Source organism: uncultured Alloprevotella sp., from assembly GCF_963536905.1.
Taxonomy (GTDB): domain Bacteria; phylum Bacteroidota; class Bacteroidia; order Bacteroidales; family Bacteroidaceae; genus Alloprevotella.
Genome location: NZ_CAUTBW010000033.1, coordinates 1 through 20,032, shown reverse-complemented (window position 1 = coordinate 20,032; position 20,032 = coordinate 1). Strand labels below are relative to the sequence as shown.

The following is a 20,032-nucleotide window of genomic DNA, read 5'->3' as shown; positions in this document are numbered from 1 at the left end:
ACGACTCATGAAACAGTATATCTTTTCTCTCGGCCTCGGATTGCTCGCACTCACCACGGTGAGCTGCAACGATTTCCTCGACCAATATTCGCAAGATCTCGTCGTGGCCAAAAGCGTCACCGATCTCAACGAATTGCTCATCGGAGATGTGTATCTTCGCAGCCACGAAGTCGACAAAGGCATGAACGCCGGAGTTTATGGCTTCGTCAATGCACTCGACGACGACATCAACACCACCGGAACCTCCCAGCAAGGCAACATTGCCAACACGGCTTGGACGCATACCCTCGCACCGCTCTACGGTTACTTCACCTGGCAGCAGGATGTGCGCTACAATTACGGAGCGACCAACAAGGCAGGGGACGATGCGACGTGGAAAACGCTCTATTCGCGCATCAGTCACGCCAACAATATCATCGACATCATCGACGAGATGCCGCATGCCACCAAAGAGGACGAAGCACTCTATCACCGGGTGAAGGGCGAAGCACACTTTGCGCGCGCCCAGTTCTATTTGGCGCTCGCCAATCTCTACGGAAAAGCCTATCGTCCCGATTCGGCCGCGACCGATCTCTGCGTGCCCCTCAAGCTCACACCGCATGTGGAGCACGACAAGGACAAACCGACCCAGTTCGAACGTGCCACCACAGGACAAGTTTATGCTCAGGTCGTTGCCGACTTGAACTTGGCGGTCGAACAGCTCACGCTTTCGCCCCAACCTGATCGCTATCGTTTGCACCGGGCGTCGGCCGAAGCCGCGGGTGTTTTGCTCAGTCGAACCTTGTTGTACATGCAGCGTTGGACTGAGGCGGAGCAAGCCGCACGCCGCGTGGTGGAAAGTCCGCGCGTGAAACTGGCAGCACTCACCGATTTCCAGATGGGTAAGCCCTTCCTCACCCGCAATAACCCCGAAGTCCTCTTCTCGCAAGGCGCCAACTATGTGGCCGCACAAGACAAAGGCACGTCGCTCACCGGCGCACCGGGAGATTTCTGCGTCACGCGCGATTTGTATGACTCCTACGTCGACACCGACGTGCGCAAACAAGTCTTCTTCTCCGTCAACGGCCTGTCCGACAGTATATCGCTCTCCAATAAATATGAGCGTGTCACGGGAGAAAACCACATCTCCGACGGTTTCTTGCTGCGTGCATCGGAGGCTTACCTGAACTTGGCCGAAGCACAGGCCATGCAGGGCAAAGATGCCGAGGCATCTGCCACGTTGGCCCGCTTGCAGCAGCGACGCATCGCCGACTACACGCCCACGCCGCTCACCGGAGCGGCACTGGTCGAGGAGATCCGCGCCGAACGTCGCCGCGAATTCTGCTTCGAAGGACAACGCTGGTTCGATCTGCGCCGCTATGCCGTGAATGCCACGCGTCCGCAGCAGAAAAGCATCGTGCACGTCTTCAATGCCTACTCCAATTCCAATGCCTTCCTGACCACGCACACCTTCGTGCTCCCTGCCGGCGATCCTGCACACACGTTCTCTATCCCGCTCTCGGTCATCGAATTTGACAAGGTGCCCATGCCCAACAATATTCGTCCCAAGCGCGAAGAGGTGAAGCAGCCCAAACCGCTGCCCGTGCTCCCGACCGACGACGAAGACAACCCCACGCCGAGCCCCGCTCCCTAATGCTGGCTCGACCTTCATCACTCATTTCCCCATTAAGCTACATCGTTCATGAAACAGCTCCTGCTTCTTCTCCTGCCGTTGCTTTTCTTCGCCTGCAAAAGCGAAGAGAGCATCACACCCGCTGTCACCTTTGAGCGCGATTTCCAAGTGGTAGACAATGCTGCCGATCCCGTACAGCATGCTCGCTACGAAATCTATAAAAAATATGGTGTCCCCGTCTATTTCAACGACACCGTGGCCGTGCACGGCGGCGCATCGCCTGCCGACAGTGCGTCGCGACGTTATGAAACGGTCGATCTCAATTGGACCTTCTTCGGCTACAGCCGAGGAGTCGAATATCGTTATAATTACCTCCGCACCCCCGAAGAGCAGCTCCGCGCCCTGCAGTTCGTCGATGCCTATCTGGCCAAGATCAGCCGCCCCATGCGCCCCTTCTCCGTCCTGCTGGCCGACACCCTCACCGTCTCTTCGGCCAACAAGGTTGAGAAACCCGTCTACCACGTGGGTTTCCGTACCCTGGTGCTCGCACAGGTCAAAGACATCACCCAGCCCGATTCGGTCAAAGCCCAAATCGCCGAAATCGTCAACAGTATGGTCAGCGATCGCATCAAGGCCAACCGCGAACTCTGCGGAGAATTTGCCGATGTCAGCAGTCAAAAAGGATGGTATGACCTCGATTGGAAACGACTCAACGAAACCTCGCCTTGCCCCACCGTGATGGAGATGGGAAAGAAGAGCTACGTCCTTTCGGTCAATGCCCTTTACGATCAGCCGCCCTACACGCCTTTCGATCACGAAGACCTGGTGACGCTCTTGCTCAAGGACCTCGGCAGCGGAGCCCCCACCGTCGAAAGTGAGGACGAAGCCATCGAGATTCGCGACAAAATGCTCAATGAGATCGGTGCCTTCGGATTCATCCGTGGTTGGAACCAGTCCGGCGCCTTCGCCCCCCGCGATGCCGACGAAGACCGCGAATACTTCATCAAGGCCATGCTTTGGTTGGGCGATGGAGGATTCCGTCAGCGCTACGGACATCTCCCGGTTGTCATGGCCAAGTACGAAATCCTGCGCCGCTTCGTCACCGGCGAACTCGGGGTGAACCTCGACTACAATCGTCTGAACGAACAATAACCGGGTGATCTCACCCATTCATCTCCCCATCGTTATGTCTATCTTCAAACCTCTCTGTTTCGCTCTCCTCTCCGCCGCAGCGCTCTGCCTGGCATCGTGCGGCGAAGACGAACCGAAAGCGACGCAATATAATCTCTCCGCAGTGCAACCTGGAGAGAACTTCACCGACCCTCGCGACAACAACGTCTACCGCACCGTGCGCATCGGCAATCAACTTTGGATGGCCGAAAATCTGCGCTACGCGCCCAACGGATATAGCCTGGACGGTGCTTACACCTGGGACGAACGTCCCGTCGATCTCACCAAAATTGTGCCCGACGACGCCGCCATTATCGAGGTGATCGATCATCTCTTCCACGATCCGAAATACAACGGTTGGGAGGTCGACGGCACTCCCATCGCGCCCTGGGTCGAAGGTTTCCTCAAGCAGCTCAAGCGCGGCCGCATGACCGTGGCCGAAGTGCGTGAGAACATCAAGTACCTCAATCCCGCTTTCGACGACACGCTCACCGTTCGTCTCCTCAAATACGCCGAACTCCCCGAAGCGCGCCACAAAGCCGGACTGGCCAATTTCGAAAAGACCGAAAAAGAAAACGGAGGTTATGTGGCGAAAAACGGATTTCTCTATACCTTTGCGGCAGCACAACGTGTAGCACCCGAAGGATGGCGCCTGCCCACCGACGAGGACTGGAAACAGCTCGAACGCACACTCGGTTTGCCCGCTCGTGAGGTGGAGCGCAACGAGGCTTGGCGCGGCGAGGGACTGGCCACCTTGCTCAGCGTGGGAGGAAAAACCGGATTCGACGCCCGCCGCACCGGTGGAAACCTCTACCAGCGCGAAGCAGGCAACTTCTACGAGAACAAAGGCAAGGCCTGGTATTTCTGGACCGCCACCTCCACCATGTTGCAAGACTCCATTCCGGCCGCCTACGTCCGACTCTCCGACCATTTCACCACCAAAGTGTGGCGTGGCACCAGTCGAGTGGCCAACAACTACCGGCCTGTGCTCTACAGCGTGCGCTGTGTCAAGGACCTCAAGTGAGGCCCTCGCAGCCCATCGCCTCGGCCGATGCTCGGAGCCGCCGATTTGGGGCGGCTTCGAGTATCTGCTGTTTTTCTTTTCCGATAACTCCTCTTTTGAATAGACCATTCTCAATATGTCTTTCCGTCATCTCCTTTTTTCGCTCTGTCTTTCAGCAGGCGCGTTGGCTCCTTTGGCCGTCGTCGCACAACCCGAACCCAGCATGTACGGCGACCGCGTCAAAGCCGACGTAAAACTCAACTATGTCTACACGCTCGATGAGGCCCTGGCCCGTGCCCGCGCAGAGAAAAAGCCCATTTTCTTCAACTGCTTCGCCGACTGGGCCATTCCCTGCCACGGCATGAACAAATACGTCTTCTCCGATGCCGAGTTTGCCGACTACATGAACCGCAATTTCGTCAATCTCTACATCGACGTGAGCAAGCGCGCCAACGCAGCCGTCGCCAAGCGCTACAACATTCGCCGCTTTGCCCACTTCCTCGTGCTCGATGCCGACGGCAACGTCCTCCTGCGCATTGTGGGCGGTAAGAAATTGCCCGAATTCAAGGAAGATGTCATGCGCGCCCTCTCGCCCAAAACTTCTCTCCCCGGACTCGAAGCCGCCTATAAGAAAGGTAAGCGCGATAAAAAGACGCTCCTCGCCTATCTCTACGACCTCAATCTCGCTGACGATAAAGAGCAGTTCGACAAGGTGGCACAAGAATATGTGTCCACACTCAAACCCAAAGACTACGCCAAAGCCGAAAACTGGTTCGTCGTCTCCAAACTCATCACCGATCGCGAAAGTCCGCTCTACAAGAATCTGCTCGACAATAAAGAGGAGTTCGTGAAAAACAACGGACAGAAGGTCAATGATTTTGTAGAGAGTCTCTTCTACGCCGAAGCCGCCGGTTATGCCGCCGGTTCCACGCCCTACAACGCCGATGCCGTGCTCGGACTGCAAATCGACGCGCGCCGTGCCAACGTTCCCGACACCTCCGTCGTTTATGTTGCCTGCAAATTGGCGCAGTTGCGCGGAGAGAAGCGCATCGCCGAACTGCTCGACTTCATGCGCGCCAAGGGCGATGCCTTCCGCTACGATCGTCCGTCCTACGAACTCACCTTCGACTTCCCCGACATGACGGCCGAACAGACGAAGCAAGTCGTGGCCTATCTCCGAGAAGCGGCGACCCGCAACCCCGGCGAAGCCGGCAAACGACTCGGATTCCTCGCCGATCGACTCGAGAAGCACGACGGAGTGAACTTCGAACAACTCTCGCTCAAGGATGCGCTGGCCAAAGCGGCCAAGGAGGGCAAACAGGTCTTCGTGGATTGTTACACCAGTTGGTGCGGCCCCTGCAAGAAACTCGCTCGCGAAGTTTTCCCCCAACCCGAAGTGGGCAAAGTGCTCAATGCTCGTTTCGTCAATCTCCAAATCGACATGGAGAAGGGAGAGGGACCGGCCGTATCCAAACAATTCGGCATCAATTCCTTTCCCACCATGCTCATCCTCAACCCCGACGGCACCAAAGTCGGCAGCATCGTGGGCTACTATCCCACCGAACGACTGCTCGATGAGATCGCGAAAGTTCCCACTCGCTGATCTGCCTTCCCCTTCATTCACGCCGCTCCCCGTGTCGCTTTCTGCCCCACGGGGAGTGGCCGCTGTTTTTCTTTCAATTCATCTCCTATGCGCATCTTCCGCCTTCTCCTTCTGCTCATCGCCCTGCTGCCCCTCGCCGGCACTGCACAGCGTTTTCGTGCTGTCGTGCCCTATGTGGAGCAAAACGGCAAATTCATGATCGACGTCACCGTCAACGGCACCCGCGGCCGTTTCCTCCTCGACACCGGTGCCCCCTGTTGTGTGAGTTATTCCTTTGCCCAACGAGCCGGCCTCACCCTCGGTGAGGCACAGACCGGACAAGACTCCAACGGTCGTCCCGTCACCGCTCGCATGGCGCGCTTCGACTCGCTTCGCGTCGGCAGTGTCGACTTCCGTAACGTCGCCGCCATGTGCTGGCCCGAGGGTAGCCCCACCGAACGCTTCGGCATAGATGGCATCTTGGGTTACAACCTCATGCAGATGGGCATCGTCAAACTCAGCCGTGCCACGCGTACCTTTGTCTTCACCACCCTCACCGACAGCCTGGGACTCGATTTCTCGCGCGCCACGCCCCTCCTTCCCGACCCCTATGTGCCGCTCATAGAGGTGCGGATCGACAAAGCGGTGGTCGACACCGTCATGTTCGACCTCGGTGCACATGCTCTCTACGAACCCTCGGTGCGTAACTACGCCCGATTGTCGAAAGCCGGCAGCGCCTTCCGCACGCAGGCTTCCGCCATGGGTGCCCTCTCTATGGGGGCATCGGGCATCGAACCGCCCACACTCAAACACCGCGTAAAGGTGCCGCATTTCAAAGTCGCAGGTTTCGATTTCCGCAACGTCGCCGCCGTCACCACCGGCGGACACGACTCGCGCATCGGGGCGCGCTTGCTCGAATATGGCGATGTCGTCATCGACTTCCGCCGCCGCACCTTCTATTTCCTCCCCCACGACGGAAAAACCACTGCCGATGTCTATCTTTCCGACTGGGAAGTGATTCCCACCGCCACCCTCGATGGGAAAATCGTGGCCGGAGTGGTGTGGAACAAGAAATTGCCCATCCAACAAGGCGACCGCATCGTGGCGCTCAACGGGCAGCGCTTCGACACCATCGACTTGGCAACGGCCACCACGCGCGGACTCCTCTCCCTGCCCGGCAACAAGGCCACCGTCACTTTCGTCAATGCCCGCACCGGACAGGAAGAAACCACCACCATGCGCCGTTATTGAATTTCCCCTCAGCGGTACGGAGCGCAGCGACGGTTTCGTCCCGTTCCTGCACCGATCAGATCTTCCACCGCGTCCCCATTGCTATTGGGGACGCGGTGTTTCGTTTGGTCGGCCACCCAATTGCGCGCGATGGGGCCCGATTGGCGAGAAAATAGAGCTTATTTTTTATCCTAAAATGGAGGGGAGGATGGAATATTTTGTATCTTTGCCCCAACATTCAAATCCTTTCAACGAACACCTTGACACCCGTCTTAAATTCAACAGTATGAAACGTCTTCTCCCCCTATTCGCCTTACTCTTGCTGTTGTTCGCGTCTTGCAAACGCGAATTGACGCAGGCCGAACTCTTCGACGAGAACAAAAGTGGGGTAGTGCTCATTCTCAATAAGTACTACTACAAAATCAAACTTCCCAACGGCCAGTCCATGTTCTTTTCTGATTTGGACAAAGACGGAGATTTGGAGAACGTCACGCTCGACGTCAATGAGATCCGAAACAACTGCTCGTGGATGTCCGGCACCGGTTTCTTCGTCGACAACAACGGTACGATTATGACCAACCGCCACGTGGCACAACCCTCGATTGATGAAAACAACATCAAGGCCGGGTACAGAAACCTCCTTCGCGCCGTACAGCAGTACTACGAGTATCAAAAGCAGCAACTCAGTGACCGGTTCGACGAGTTGGAAAAAAACAAAGAGCAGTATGCCTACAATGAGGAGTACGACGATGTAGAGGAAGGATATTATTCGAACGACGCCCGTATTAGCGAAATCGAGCAAGAACAGAGCAAGCTGAAAAGCCAGTATGACCAATGCGATCAAGCCATTCAGCAACTCAATGAGCTCGACGATCCCCGAGCGCTGAGAATCAGTTCGGTTTGTGAACTGGGCATCGCCTACAACAACACGCACGTGACGGGAGTCGAAGATTTCTTGGGCAAAAATCCCTGTGTGGTCATCAAAACCTCAGATCTCGAAGACGTGGATCTGGCGCTCATCCAGTTGAAAAACAAGAGAACGCCCGGCGATGCCAAAGTGTTCACCATCGAAGATGAGGATCTCACGTTGGAGATGGGACAACCGCTCTACATGATCGGCTACAATGCCGGACCGGATCTCGCCAAAACGCGCACCGGTATCCAAGCGCAGATGACGAGTGGAAAGGTGACCCAACTTCCCGACGGACAAAGGGTGCTGTATGATATTGCCACCGTGCAAGGTTCGAGCGGTAGCCCTGTCATCGATGCTGAGGGTAACCTCGTTGCGGTGAACTTTGCCAAATTAAACGGCTCGGACAACTTCAATTTCGGCATCCCGCTCAAGCGCGTCAAAGAGTTTATGAAGAGGTGATACATGCACCATTCCTGCGCTCTGCTTCGCATCATCCAGTCGTTTTTATTTTCTGGTAGGCGGCCGCCTGCCCTTCTTTCCCTCTCCTTCCACAGATCGGAAGGAGAGGGAAAGAAGAAAATCAACAGTAGGCTCAGACAAAACTAAAGTTTGAAACACCAAAAGCAGAGTGCTTCAAACGCATAGCCTAAATGGGTACTTGCCGGTTGACTCTACGCCCCATCTGCCTACTGTCAATGTAGCCAATCGATTATTAAGCAGGTAAGTACCGTTCTATACAATGATCTTTCCCAACTTCGGTACAAATATTATGAAGAAACAACTTGGCTTAGGAATACTCTCCCTCTTCTCATTATGGGGGCTAGCACAATCACCTGCCGACAGCGTGCAGGTGCAGCAACTCAACGAGGCAGTAGTCAATAGTGCACGCATCGTGAAAAAGACCGGTGGCTATATTCTCTTCCCTTCTTCCTTACAACGGCAACATACAAGCAATGGGCTTGACTTGCTCTCTGCGCTACGTTTACCCGGTGTGAAGATTGATCTTGTGGAGAAAAACATAATCAGTACGACTAGTTCGGGAAATGTGATTGTTCTCATCAATGGTGTTGAATCGTCGCTTGACAATTTGCAAACGTTGCCACAAGAGATGGTGGCGAAGGTAGAAATCTCCACTATTGTTCCCTCGAAATATGGAAGTCACGTAGCAGCTGTCATTGATGTGCGTACGCGTTTGGTTAATCATGGCTATGCCTTTGGCGCAAATGCGATGAATGCACTTACCACCAGTTATAACGATGACGGTGCTTGGGCGAAATATTTTCATAGAAATGCTACACTAGGTCTACAATATAATTTCAAGGCAAACGACGTGACCAAGGCTTTCAACGAAAGTCACCAAAATTTTTTATACCCTGATGGCCGTTCTCTACAACGCTCCAAAACGGGAAGCTACGAAGGCAATGACTTCCGCAGCGATAACGCCGTGCTAACTTATGCTTTAGTGATTCCTAAGCAGCGAGTTGTCGATGTGAAAGGCGGATTCAGTAGTGAGCGATTTCCACAGCGCACGCTGCACGAGCGTGTGTGGGGAGATTCCGCAAGCGATCTTTTCACGCTGACACACAGCAGAGAAAATCGTACACACCTCCGTACCTATTACGAAGAAACCCTTTCTCCGGCCGATAAACTCACCCTTTCTGTGGCTGGTGCGTGGCTCAACAACCGCTACAAACGTGGACTGCGCACATCTCTCCTCAATAATGTTTATGATGTGGAGGGCGAAAAATACAGTTGGCGCGGAGAAGCCGACGTTCAACACACCTTTACCAACGGCCATAGGCTAAATGTGGGGTATCAACACGCCAATTCTTTCACGTGCAACAGTTATCTTGGCACCAACAACGCAACGTTTCGCTTTCACGATGCCACCCACTTTGCTTATGCGCAATGGAGTGGAAACTGGGACAAACTCTATTTTGCGCTGGGCATAGGTGGTAGCCGTGAGAACTTTGGTGAATCGCAAGAACAGCATGTGTTTTGGACGTTTCAGCCCAATCTATCCTTAGATTATGTTCTTAACGACGTTTGGTCGCTCAACTATCGTTACGAACAAGTCCCCACGCTTCCTACGCTCTCTGAACTTTCGCCCTATCCTCATCAAGACGACGCCAACATATTTTCCATCGGCAATGCAGGACTCCGCGGATTTAGCACCAATATCAACGCGCTCACACTCAGTTTTCAGCGTGCCGGCACCACAGCTTCTGCCTATGTGAACCACGAATATGCTCACCAGCGCATTGCCGATCAAGAAGTGCAATTGAGAGATGAGAATTTCTGGATTAGCACAAGCAATCATCTCAACACACACCACTTAGATTTTGGACTTTACTTTTCGCAAGACCTGTGGAATCGTGCAGTCAATGTATATGTAGAACCCAAATTCTCTTGGGATAAATCGATTTATCTCTCCCCCGCTGCTCCTCAATCTTCCTCTATTTCCAATTCTTCACGCACTAGCAACGGCTATTTCAGCCTTCAAACTGGACTCACTGCCTATTGGCGTGCTTGGAGCCTGACGGCATACTATCGTTCTGCTTCGGAGCAGCTCATTGGTCCGATACTTGTGCACAAATATGCAGTATCTGATGTGAAAATCGGCTATCAGTGGCACAAGGTTTCGTTGTCTTTAGGCTTGCGCAATGCATTCTCCAGCGGTAAGACGATGCATCAAGAACGAATTTCTTCGGTGCTTCCTGGCACAAACACCATTGGCAATCTTGGATTTCGCAACATGCTCTATGTCTCTTGTTCATGGTCACTCTTCAAGGGCCGTCAAAACAAAGTACGAAATATCAAAGACATACGCTCTAGTTGGGACAACGGCATTGTAAAGTAGCAGCATCCAGCCTCTTAGGGAAGAAACCTTCCTTTTTCATAGGTTCTAATCCATGAAAAACACCGCGGGTTGGCCTCGCGGCCGGGGCGCGTAGCCCCGAAGAGCGATACCGGCAATACAAAAAAAGAGTCCCCCCTTCGAGAACTCTCGGAGATTAATTATCTTTGTATTGCGTATGTACAAACAACTGACCTCAGAGCAAAGGTCGCAAGTCTTTGCCTTGCTGCAAAGAAGATGCTCAAGAAAAGAAATCGCACGTATCGTGGGAATCAGCCATCGGATTCAACAACTCATTGCAAAAAAACAACGATGAGCTCCTGATGTTTTTTTTAAGTCTAAATCACCTAGTAGATTCGTAAAAATCATGCAAGACAACATCTCAACTTCTGAATTTATGGAACAACAGGTAGTGGAGACCAGTAGCGTTTTCACCGACTTCAGCACCATTGCGGTACGAGGATATAATATTATCTCTCGAGCGCGCCGCAATGGTCGCTGGTGGGTGCTCAAAAGTTTGGAGGAAAAGGTGCGCAACACCGAACCCTTTGTGTCGATGCTCCGCAAAGAGTTTTATATTATGGCCTCGCTGCAAGATCCAAATATCGTCAATGTGGTGAGCATCGAGGAGGTGGACCAACTGGGATTGAGCATCGTGATGGAATGGATTGATGGGGTGACGCTCGAAGAATGGCTGAAACAACCGCACTCCAAGAAAGAAAAACTGAGAGTGATCCGCCAGTTGATCACAACATTAGCCTTTGTGCATCAACACCAAACGGCTCACCGCGATTTGAAACCCTCGAATGTTATGGTGACTCACCGAGGCAACAACGTGAAACTCATTGACTTCGGACTCTCAGATACCGACAGTTTCGACTACATGAAAGTGCCTGCTGGAACGGTGGGTTACAGAGCTCCGGAAGTGGAAGCCGTAGAAGCCGTGGAGGCTTCAGCCACTATCAACTATCAGCGCGCCGACATCTATAGTTTGGGACGCATCATCGAGGATTTTCGACTTGGAAGATGGTCGAAAGGTGTGGTGCAGCGTGCTTGTGCTTCGCTCGATTCGCGCTTTCAAAACGTGGAGGAAGTGGCTGAAAAACTGCTTCTTGCAGAGAAAATGTTTTTCTGGAGACGGATTGCCGTAGTGCTCTTCGGCCTCTGCATCATCATGCTCGGTGGAGGATGGGTGCGCAAAGCAAATCCTGAATGGTTTGCAACTGAAAACGCTGCTACAAAAACGCTTGAAAATGAAAGGAATATTCTGGGTACAGGAGAAAAAAAAGAAGTAGGAGAAGAAACAAACAATTCGCAGCAAAACGAGGGTGTTTCGCAACATAATCCTACTTCTGCATCTCAATCTTCTGCTCCTTCCTCCTCGTCTTCGCCTTCCGCTTCCCCTGCGAAATCTCCTTCAACACAAATCACGGATTCTAAAACAGCACCGAATGCAGGGTTGGGGTGGGGAAATGACGCGTCACGAGCTGCGTTGGAACGTGGAAAACGCATCCTTGACGACAATGCGAAAGAAATGCAAACCTTGTTGCAAGACCCTGATTGGAACACCGATGAGGGGTATATGCGTCTACAGAAAAAGATGGGCACTGTATTGGACACGTATTATGCTAAAATCAAAAAGTTTGCCTATGAACAACCTTTTGATGAAACGACTCAAAACGCGATTTATGCTGAATTGATGCTTTATTCGACGAACCATCACAGCAATCACTGGATGGCGCAATTGCAGAAGTACTATGAGGCATCCTCTGCACGCAAAAAAGCAGCGAAACAAGCCGAACTTGACAATAAAAACAAAAGTAATTAACGCACCTTCTCTCAACACTCTAATGCTCTAACACTCTATTCTCTAGAGTTTTATCCACGTCACGCCACCTTGTTTTCCCATAGCATAAGTTCCCATCAATTTTCCACCACGCACGAGATTGGAAACGATGAGCAATTCTTTTTGAAAAAACTGAGCACACACAAACGTGTCGCCCACCGCAAGTTTAGAATTGAGCACACTCTCCACCACAAACTTATGCTCTCCCAAATAGTTCAGCACACACTCGCGATTGGGTGCCCAACAGATGCGCACTTTCTCTCCCTTACACAATTCGTCTGCGTAAAGCACAGCTGCATCCACAAAACCACTCTGCACCACTCCCTGCTGCTGACCAAAATGATTGAAATCTCGATACCCCAAAAAGCGCGCCAAGAGATCCAACGTGAATTGTCTGGGATTACTCTCCTCATTAAGATACCCCCACAAGCGTTTGAGCGTAGTTGGCGAAATAGGTTGGCGCGTACGCTCTGCAATCATTAGGGCTAGTTGATTAAAATCCCTGGAAGTTTTCAGAGGTTTGCCAACGGTGGCTTCAAGTTCACGGCATAACTTTTGGAGTGAAGACATACTATTTTATGCGTTTTGTAGCTACGAGTTATCATTGTGCAAGCTTCGAATCGAATAACGGCCTTCTTGCATTTATCCACAAAGATACAAAATATACCTCAAACCTACAAATTTATTCCCCTTTCCTCCCTTTTCTCGCTCGTCTACAAACTGTTACTCATCCGATGGCATTACAGCCCAAGATAACAAAATAGGCAAAAAATCGGCAGTGTCGTAAAGATTTTGTCTTTTCATTTTGGCGTCTCTAAAAAAAACTAACTTCGCCCCGTGGATTAGCGTTTAGCACTAAAACTTCTTCCTTGGGAAGGGTTCTCTATTGCTCGCAATTCTGCATCTTCTCACTGCAAAGTGCATTTTCTGGCTACTTTCACTCTCCCAAACACCGGAGTCAGCAAGTTTCTGCACCCTCTATCCAGTCCAAACCAGTCCAAATACCACAATTCTCACTTAATTTCAATATGGACTAAAATGGATAAGTTAGGTTTACAAAGAAAACTGCAAATTTGCACAGCGAACCAGCGAAACGAGCTGTCAAGCACACTCTATTCGCTAACATTATTAACCAGTATCGGGGCATCGATACATAATGACTTACCAATATGTCATATATTGACCAATTTAAAGAAGAGTGCAAGCCCCTGGTTTTTGCTCTCGAGCATGGCGACGAAATCCTTGATATCGTCACATGGGAAGTTTACTGGCACGGTGAAAACGAAGATGGTTCTGACCTCACCTTGGACTTAAACACCGTAGAAGAATGTTTGTATTGGTACATTGACTACGCTGGCGGCAGAGAGAATATCGCAGAATGTCTTGGATTGAATGAACGCAAATCTAAACTCATCCTCCAATATATTGAAGCAGATGATTACTCCAACTTCCGAGACCTCCGAGATGAGGAGTATTATGAAACTCCTGAAAAGCATGATGCCATACGTACAGCTGTCAGCATGTTTCGCAACATAGGTCAATGGATTTTCAATCCTGAACGTCAAACAGCTTATGGTGTTAATGAAGAGTTTTGCAATAGCATCTATTCTCAACTCGTTGGCTGTTTGGAAGACTACGACTTTGACACTTATCCTTACAACGAGGCTGTACTCACCATGGCAGACCTTGAAGCGTATGCCAAAGAAAAGGGGCCTTTCTATATAGCAAACGTCACAAAGTTGATGAGCGAAGCCGAGGATTTTAATTTCGACCGTGATTTCGACAATATGATAAAAGAAAAGGTCGTTCAGGAATATGGATTAGATCCAGACATCCCCCTTTATCCTGTAGTTGCAGGTTTCCTTCTTCCAACAGAGGAATATTTTTGCTCTTGCTTCGAACGCTGGAAAGGACTTGCCGGAAGAGTTCTCGAAGACGGTATCTTTGACAAAGAGAATGTTCTGAAGTTCGATTAATCCAACTCAATTCTAACTCTCACCTCAACTCTTGTTCTCAGCTCACATCTTTGTGAGCTGAGAATGAGGTAAAAAAACAGTATACTAAAATGGGAAGACTCAAAATCACATCTAAGACGAAAGCGTGGGAACCGACCATAATGGAATACAAGGATAAACATCAGACCATTTTCTATGGTTCTCCTGGCTGTGCTCTGGATATGGCTATTCGTAAAGCCATTAGAGAATGGCGTGAACAAAAAGAAATAGACGAAAAAGACTTTCAGCTCTTTCACACAACGTTCCATCCTGCAACCACCTACGACGATTTCGTAAGTTCCGAAAAGACGCACACCCACAAGAATATCACCACCCTAGAATACAACTTAAAAGTCTTTATGCAAGCCTACAGAGCATGCCACAAAGACACTCCTGTCATTCTTATCATCAAAGACATTCATCGTGGTGATGTTCCTAAGATTTTTGGCGAGTTCTACAGCCTGCTCGATCGAAAAAATGGAGAATCCGAAGATTGCGTAGAAACAGACCATAATTTAGCAGTTGCACTTAATCCGGGTGCTTTTGGTATCTCCAAAACATCGATATCTCTCCCCAGAAATTTCTATATCTGGGCAACAATGACCACTGGAGAAGAGCCAGCCTTCCCCATGGATTATGCCTTCCAACGCAAATGGTATTGGGAATACGTCCCCATCAACATCGAAAATAGTGACAATTTCGACATTGAAATAGGCGGAAATTCATATCAATGGTACGACATTCTCAAAGCCATCAATGACGTCATTTTCCGCTACACTCATTCTGAAGAACAACTGCTAGGAGAGTTCTTTATCGACGCCGACAAAAACTACTATATATGGAAGTCATCTGATTTTAAGAACTTCGTGATGCGCCATTTGTGGTACACCTTCTGCAAGGACAACTATGGCACGGACAAGAACTTCTTCCGTTATCAAGACCCTCAGTTCAAAGGCGACACAGTAGAGTTCACTTTCCAACAACTCTTCACTCCAAAAGGCGACGACATTCTAGAAAAGTTCTTGGAGTTCATCGGGTGTCCAGCTAGAATATAAACTCTAGGGATTTAGACAGAAAAACGGAATAACCTATACAACATTTGAAAGGTGATTACTATATTTTAAACATATAGGATTCTCAGTCCACCTTTTCAAATTCAAACCACAAGTAAAACGCTTATTGGGACTGAATAAGCAAACAAATACTCAACAACTATGGGTCTTATGATCACTAGAGGCAAGGAGCTCATTCGCATCAACCCTGCCAAAAATGCCGTTGAATATTCAAACAACAATGGTAGCAACTGGTATCTACGCTTTGCAGCAACATCATCAATGGGCACCTTGCAAGATCTTGCTGATGGTGGAAAAGACTTGTTGATGACCACAAGCAAAGGTTTGTACTATTCCAACAACGATGGTCACAACTGGTATAAACGATAGTCGTTTTCATCGTCGACCATGATAGGTACAGAGCAATAAACTAAAAAGCATTATATATGATTGACTTGCAAAAAGGGCAGCGCGTTAAAGTGGAGCTGCCGAAATTTACAATTGGCTTGGGTTGGGATACCAACTCATCAAATACAGGTGTTGACTTTGACTTGGACGCATCTGCATTTATTCTTGGTGAGAACAAGAAACTCTTGTCAGACGAACACTTCGTCTTCTTCAATAACCTACAATCACCTGATGGTGCAGTGGTGCATACTGGTGACAATCTTACAGGAGAAGGCGAAGGTGATGATGAAACAATCCTTATCGACCTCTCAAAGATTTCTCCTAATGCATCGGAAATTGTTTTTGTAGTGACAATTCACAAGGCAGACGAAAGAAATCAAAACTTTGGACAGGTTCATAACTCTCTTATCCGCGTTTTCAATACTGATACGAACGAGGAAATCATGAAGTATGAATTGGAAGAAGACTTCAGCATCGAAACTGCGGTTGAATTCGGTCGTCTTTATCGTCACAACGACCAATGGAAGTTCGAAGCGATTGGTGTCGGTATGAAAGGCGGACTCGCTGATTACTTAAAAAAGTACCAATAACCAATAATGTCTAGAGTTATGGCTATTAAACTAGAAAAAGGACAAAGAATCAATCTTGAAAAGGGGAATGGTTCTAAGCTTACCAATATCTGTGTCGGTGTCAACTGGGGCGCTATTGTTCTCAAAAAAGGACTTTTTGGTAGGACTGAGACAGAAGCTGTAGACTTGGATGCAAGTTGCGCAGAATTTGACGCGTCAAATAACCTTATAGATAAGGTTTGGTACGGACACTTAGCGTCAAACGACCGTGCTATTCAACATAGTGGTGACGATCTTACTGGAGATACCGATGGCGATGACGGATTGGATAATGAAGTAATCACTGTGGATTTGTCAAAATTGCCAGCAAATGTTGACAAGATTGCATTTGTACTCAATAGCTTCCGCGGACAGGATTTCCAAACAATTCCCTTCGCCTCAATTCGAATCTATGAAGGTACTCCAACTAGGGTGAATGAGGTTTTTGCCACATACGATATTGCAAATGACTCCTCTTTCGCTGGTAGCGTTTCTATGGTAATGGGTGTTTTCTATAAGCGTAATGGTGAATGGAAATTCAACGCTATTGGCGTACCTACGAAGGATCGCAATTTGAATCAGACTTTGGAAACAGTTCAACGATTGTATTTGTAAGAAGTCTTGGTTCAAACGGACAAATGGGGTGTTGGATGATCCCTCCCAAAGTGAACGTTGCCCCCTTTATTTGATAACATTCTAATTATCATACATATGAATCTACAAGAATTCAAAACTCAACTTCTCGCTGATGGAGTTATTGATGCAGCAGAAGTAGCAAAGCTTAAAGAAGTTCTTTACGCTGATGGCACTATTGACAAGGAAGAAGCAGAATTCCTTTTCGATCTTAACGATGCAGTGACTGGCAAAGCCAATGATGCTGCATGGGAAGCCTTCTTCGTCCAAGCCATTTCAGACTACCTGTTGAAAGATGAAGTTTCTCCAGGTGAGATTGACGCTGACGAAGCTGCATGGTTAGTGGAAAAGATTGGCACTGACGGTCAAGTTGACGCAACGGAAAAGGCTCTTCTCGAAAACTTGAAGCAAAACGCCAAATCTTTCCCCGTATCACTTGCTGCATTGCTCTAATGCAATATTCTATAGCTCTGGTTTATCTAGGTCTATGGAGTAGGTAAGAATCTATGACTTTCTCTAGTTCAGATATCTTTGAGGTAAAAAGTGTGTAAGATTCTCCTTCGTCCTTCCCCTCTGGCTTGGGGTACCCCAAGCCAGAGGGGAATTTGTGATGTTGATTCTTATTTGTCGTTTTACTTGATTTTCCATTCCCGAAAATACGGCAGTCGTCTTGCATACGTCCCTTCTGTTTTTTCTTTGGCAACAGAGCCCAAGAGATAAACCACGGAGGTGGGTGAAGGCATCGCTCCCCACATGAGCAAGGTGCGCTTGTAGCAGCGATTGATACGTTCCACCCGGTTGGTCGAGTAAATCATCCGACGCACATTTTCGGGAAACCTCAGATAGGTGAAATAGGCCGCATTGCGTTCTCTGTCCAATCGGGCAAGGCTCGGGTATTTCTTGCCCCAACGTTGGGCAAAGGTACGCAAATTCTCATAAGCCGCCAGAGGAGTCATGTCGGTATGCTCCACGGGAAAGAGCGCTTTGAGCTCCTCACCGACCTCGACTTTGTCTTTGGTGGAAACGGTGTTAAACACCTTCCGTTTGAAATGCACGACGCAGAGTTGGTGCAGCGCCGTGGGAAAAGCCGAACACACCGCATTTTCGATACCGCTCAACGCATCGGAGACAATCAAATCGATTTGTTCCACGCCGCGTTCCTTGAGCACTTCGAGCTCCATTTCCCATGCAATTGCCCCTTCTGTGGGGTGATTTACCACCGTGAGCACCTCACGACTCCCGTCGGGCAACAGTCCCAACATCGTGTAGTAAGCCTCCTTCGAGACGCTCCCGTCGCGACGCGTGCTGCAGAACGTGGCATCGATATAGATGGCCAAATAGTGAGGGGAAAGTCGGCGCGCAAGCCACTCTTGGATCTCCTCGTAACAAGCTCCGGAGAGCCTACTCACCTGCTGTTTGCTGTAGCGCCCCACCTCGGCGATGTCTTCACAGGAAAGTCCACGAGCATACAACTTATGAAAAAGCAGCGCACGCTCGCTTTCCTGAGCAGCCAAGATGCCGAGTATGATCGGTTGAAAAGCACCCGAGCGAGTGCGAGGGATGCGAAGTTGGAAACTGCAACCATGACCACGCCAACGACGAGGACGGAAACCGTTGCCCTATTCACCTTTATGTTCCTCTAAGAAGAGGGCGCGCTCTTGCTTGGAAAAACTATCCAAAAGCACGCGCATCAACTCATTAAAACTTGCCTCACTTGAGGCCATTTCGGAAATTATTTCCGATCTTTGTTCAGATGTAAGCTCCATTGTTCTTGATTTGATTCTTAAAGTCACCACAAATATAAGAACTTTGGAGCTTACACACGTTTTGGGGACAGTATCGCTTATAGAGCCGACATTCTTGCGTGGTACGACTGCCCCGTATCGACCGGGAAAGCGGAGGGGATCAACAATAAGATAAAGGTGATGAAGAGAGTGCCCTATCGTTTTAGGGATGAAAGGTACTTTCATCTGAGGTTATATGCACTGCACGATTGCCATATCACTCCAAATGTCGGATGAACCTGAATTTTTCCTCCGCTTTGCCCTCGCGCGTACGCGCGCGTCAGGAGGTTTTCGTTTTTAGCCTTCACCTCTTCACCGGTATGCCGCAAATGGTTGTGGTACAGCGCGTAAGGGGTGAAGGTTTTTTGTTTTTAGGTTCACGGTGGTGATGGTGGGGTTCACTGCGGTGATTAGATGAAGTTTACGGCGGATGAAATCGAGTGTTTTGTGCTAATGTCTTGATTGTGAGATGATTGAGTGTTTGGTGAAGGCTTCTTCTCATTTTCCTTCACCCCTAACACGTTGGTGCCCAGTGGATTGATAGAGGTGGGTGAAGCGGTGAAGGCAATAAACGAAAACCTCCTGACGTGCGCGTAGGTGCGAGCGTACGCGTACGCACGTGATGCGCGAGGGTGCGCGCGTTCGTGCGTAATTGGGGAGGGAGATGGAAAAGTGGGGAGGAATGAGAAAGAAAGTGGGGGAGGAGTGAAGAGGATGGGGTGAATGAGGAGCGGAAAGGAAATCAATGGAAAATGAAGGTGAGGAAGATGGGAGAGAAAGGGAAGCACGAATCGGAAAAGTATTCTCGCTGTGCGAAAAGAGAAGTGTGGCGAAAATATAGGGTGAGATCCCTCGAAGAAGTGCCCGAAGTATGGGGAAGTATAGGACGGAGCGAAGAGAAATTGAAGTTCGGGGCTGAAAAGAGTGACGTGCCATCGAAAAAATCGCCGGAAATTGGATTCAAAATGGGAGAATGGTAAAGGAAATAGATGGTAGAACGGGGAAAAAGAGTGACGAGACATCGAAAAATCCCCCGAAGTCGGACCCAAAATGAAGAGAGACGAGAAAAAAGTGGGCTTCACAGGGCAAAAAACGAGCGCTATCTCTCGAAAAATCGCCCGAAATCGGGTTCGAAACGGAGAAAAGCGCGAAAAACGGAGATTTTGGAGTGAAAAAGGTGGGGTGGGGTAGCGGCGAAAAAACGGGCTTTACTGCCGATTTTGCAATGCTATGAAGTGACAAAATGGGCGCAAATGAAATTTTCTCGCATTTTTTTTCGGCGAAGTCTTGCAGGGAATGCAGAAATGCTCTACCTTTGCACTCGCAATCGGGAAGCAACG

The 20,032-nt window shown here is 49.7% G+C and carries 17 protein-coding genes and 2 pseudogenes; 15 read left to right on the top strand and 4 right to left on the bottom strand.

Features of this window, described 5'->3' with window-relative positions:
- The first annotated feature begins 7 nt into the window (after positions 1–7).
- The 8 genes from ABLA33_RS07020 (at position 8) to ABLA33_RS06985 (ending at position 12,195) form a co-directional block, all read left to right on the top strand.
- Positions 8–1,633, top strand: a complete 1,626-nt coding sequence (locus ABLA33_RS07020) for a RagB/SusD family nutrient uptake outer membrane protein (RefSeq protein ID WP_347719758.1) — start codon at positions 8–10, stop codon at positions 1,631–1,633.
- A gap of 48 nt (positions 1,634–1,681) precedes the next feature.
- Entirely contained in the window at positions 1,682–2,764 is a 1,083-nt protein-coding gene (locus ABLA33_RS07015; RefSeq protein WP_347719757.1) for a hypothetical protein, read from the top strand.
- Positions 2,765–2,798: 34 nt separating this feature from the next.
- A complete protein-coding gene (locus ABLA33_RS07010; RefSeq protein ID WP_347719756.1) occupies positions 2,799–3,806 on the top strand; it encodes an FISUMP domain-containing protein in 1,008 nt (335 codons plus the stop codon).
- 115 nt (positions 3,807–3,921) lie between these two features.
- Positions 3,922–5,388: a thioredoxin family protein gene (locus tag ABLA33_RS07005; protein WP_347719755.1), complete on the top strand. Its 1,467-nt coding sequence runs from the start codon at positions 3,922–3,924 to the stop codon at positions 5,386–5,388.
- An 87-nt stretch (positions 5,389–5,475) separates the two neighbouring features.
- Positions 5,476–6,618, top strand: a complete 1,143-nt coding sequence (locus tag ABLA33_RS07000) for a retropepsin-like aspartic protease (RefSeq protein WP_347719754.1) — start codon at positions 5,476–5,478, stop codon at positions 6,616–6,618.
- A gap of 187 nt (positions 6,619–6,805) precedes the next feature.
- Positions 6,806–7,969: a serine protease gene (locus tag ABLA33_RS06995; RefSeq protein ID WP_347719753.1), complete on the top strand. Its 1,164-nt coding sequence runs from the start codon at positions 6,806–6,808 to the stop codon at positions 7,967–7,969.
- A 310-nt stretch (positions 7,970–8,279) separates the two neighbouring features.
- Positions 8,280–10,370, top strand: a complete 2,091-nt coding sequence (locus tag ABLA33_RS06990; protein ID WP_347719752.1) for a hypothetical protein — start codon at positions 8,280–8,282, stop codon at positions 10,368–10,370.
- A 364-nt stretch (positions 10,371–10,734) separates the two neighbouring features.
- Complete coding sequence (locus tag ABLA33_RS06985) at positions 10,735–12,195, top strand: protein kinase (protein WP_347719751.1); 1,461 nt, start codon at positions 10,735–10,737, stop codon at positions 12,193–12,195.
- Positions 12,196–12,237: 42 nt separating this feature from the next.
- Here the strand turns inward: ABLA33_RS06985 and ABLA33_RS06980 are convergent, their stop codons facing one another.
- Complete coding sequence (locus tag ABLA33_RS06980; RefSeq protein WP_347719750.1) at positions 12,238–12,783, bottom strand: hypothetical protein; 546 nt, start codon at positions 12,781–12,783, stop codon at positions 12,238–12,240.
- 599 nt (positions 12,784–13,382) lie between these two features.
- On the opposite strand from ABLA33_RS06980, the gene ABLA33_RS06975 reads away from it, so the two are divergent.
- From ABLA33_RS06975 to ABLA33_RS06950, 6 genes are all read left to right on the top strand, one after another.
- Complete coding sequence (locus ABLA33_RS06975; RefSeq protein ID WP_347719749.1) at positions 13,383–14,189, top strand: hypothetical protein; 807 nt, start codon at positions 13,383–13,385, stop codon at positions 14,187–14,189.
- An 89-nt stretch (positions 14,190–14,278) separates the two neighbouring features.
- Positions 14,279–15,262 (top strand): hypothetical protein, encoded by a 984-nt coding sequence (locus tag ABLA33_RS06970; protein WP_347719748.1) that lies wholly within the window; start codon positions 14,279–14,281, stop codon positions 15,260–15,262.
- 159 nt (positions 15,263–15,421) lie between these two features.
- Positions 15,422–15,649, top strand: coding sequence for a hypothetical protein (locus ABLA33_RS06965; protein ID WP_347719747.1), 228 nt, complete (start codon positions 15,422–15,424; stop codon positions 15,647–15,649).
- A 56-nt stretch (positions 15,650–15,705) separates the two neighbouring features.
- Entirely contained in the window at positions 15,706–16,257 is a 552-nt protein-coding gene (locus ABLA33_RS06960) for a TerD family protein (RefSeq protein WP_347719746.1), read from the top strand.
- Between the two features lie 18 nt (positions 16,258–16,275).
- Entirely contained in the window at positions 16,276–16,890 is a 615-nt protein-coding gene (locus ABLA33_RS06955; RefSeq protein WP_347719745.1) for a TerD family protein, read from the top strand.
- Between the two features lie 96 nt (positions 16,891–16,986).
- Positions 16,987–17,361, top strand: a complete 375-nt coding sequence (locus ABLA33_RS06950) for a TerB family tellurite resistance protein (RefSeq protein WP_347719744.1) — start codon at positions 16,987–16,989, stop codon at positions 17,359–17,361.
- 179 nt (positions 17,362–17,540) lie between these two features.
- Here the strand turns inward: ABLA33_RS06950 and ABLA33_RS06945 are convergent.
- Both ABLA33_RS06945 and ABLA33_RS06940 read right to left on the bottom strand, forming a co-directional pair.
- A pseudogene (locus ABLA33_RS06945) lies at positions 17,541–18,512 on the bottom strand (IS256 family transposase); the annotation flags it as partial.
- Between the two features lie 15 nt (positions 18,513–18,527).
- Positions 18,528–18,674 (bottom strand): hypothetical protein, encoded by a 147-nt coding sequence (locus ABLA33_RS06940; RefSeq protein WP_347719743.1) that lies wholly within the window; start codon positions 18,672–18,674, stop codon positions 18,528–18,530.
- A 111-nt stretch (positions 18,675–18,785) separates the two neighbouring features.
- On the opposite strand from ABLA33_RS06940, the pseudogene ABLA33_RS06935 reads away from it, so the two are divergent.
- Positions 18,786–18,929 (top strand): annotated as a pseudogene (locus ABLA33_RS06935) (transposase); the annotation flags it as partial.
- Positions 18,930–19,652: 723 nt separating this feature from the next.
- Here ABLA33_RS06935 and ABLA33_RS06930 read toward each other — a convergent pair.
- Positions 19,653–20,032 (bottom strand): hypothetical protein (locus ABLA33_RS06930; protein ID WP_347719742.1); only part of this gene is annotated, 380 nt, incomplete at its 5' end.

Coding starts and splice junctions, on each gene's coding strand:
- ABLA33_RS06990 (WP_347719752.1), top strand. CDS start 8,280: ATGAAGAAACAACTTGGCTTAGGAATACTCTCCCTCTTCTCATTATGG.
- ABLA33_RS06955 (WP_347719745.1), top strand. CDS start 16,276: ATGGCTATTAAACTAGAAAAAGGACAAAGAATCAATCTTGAAAAGGGG.
- ABLA33_RS07005 (WP_347719755.1), top strand. CDS start 3,922: ATGTCTTTCCGTCATCTCCTTTTTTCGCTCTGTCTTTCAGCAGGCGCG.
- ABLA33_RS07000 (WP_347719754.1), top strand. CDS start 5,476: ATGCGCATCTTCCGCCTTCTCCTTCTGCTCATCGCCCTGCTGCCCCTC.
- ABLA33_RS06960 (WP_347719746.1), top strand. CDS start 15,706: ATGATTGACTTGCAAAAAGGGCAGCGCGTTAAAGTGGAGCTGCCGAAA.
- ABLA33_RS07015 (WP_347719757.1), top strand. CDS start 1,682: ATGAAACAGCTCCTGCTTCTTCTCCTGCCGTTGCTTTTCTTCGCCTGC.
- ABLA33_RS06980 (WP_347719750.1), bottom strand. CDS start 12,783: ATGTCTTCACTCCAAAAGTTATGCCGTGAACTTGAAGCCACCGTTGGC.
- ABLA33_RS06950 (WP_347719744.1), top strand. CDS start 16,987: ATGAATCTACAAGAATTCAAAACTCAACTTCTCGCTGATGGAGTTATT.
- ABLA33_RS06975 (WP_347719749.1), top strand. CDS start 13,383: ATGTCATATATTGACCAATTTAAAGAAGAGTGCAAGCCCCTGGTTTTT.
- ABLA33_RS06965 (WP_347719747.1), top strand. CDS start 15,422: ATGGGTCTTATGATCACTAGAGGCAAGGAGCTCATTCGCATCAACCCT.
- ABLA33_RS06970 (WP_347719748.1), top strand. CDS start 14,279: ATGGGAAGACTCAAAATCACATCTAAGACGAAAGCGTGGGAACCGACC.
- ABLA33_RS06985 (WP_347719751.1), top strand. CDS start 10,735: ATGCAAGACAACATCTCAACTTCTGAATTTATGGAACAACAGGTAGTG.
- ABLA33_RS06995 (WP_347719753.1), top strand. CDS start 6,806: ATGGAATATTTTGTATCTTTGCCCCAACATTCAAATCCTTTCAACGAA.
- ABLA33_RS07010 (WP_347719756.1), top strand. CDS start 2,799: ATGTCTATCTTCAAACCTCTCTGTTTCGCTCTCCTCTCCGCCGCAGCG.
- ABLA33_RS06940 (WP_347719743.1), bottom strand. CDS start 18,674: ATGGAGCTTACATCTGAACAAAGATCGGAAATAATTTCCGAAATGGCC.
- ABLA33_RS07020 (WP_347719758.1), top strand. CDS start 8: ATGAAACAGTATATCTTTTCTCTCGGCCTCGGATTGCTCGCACTCACC.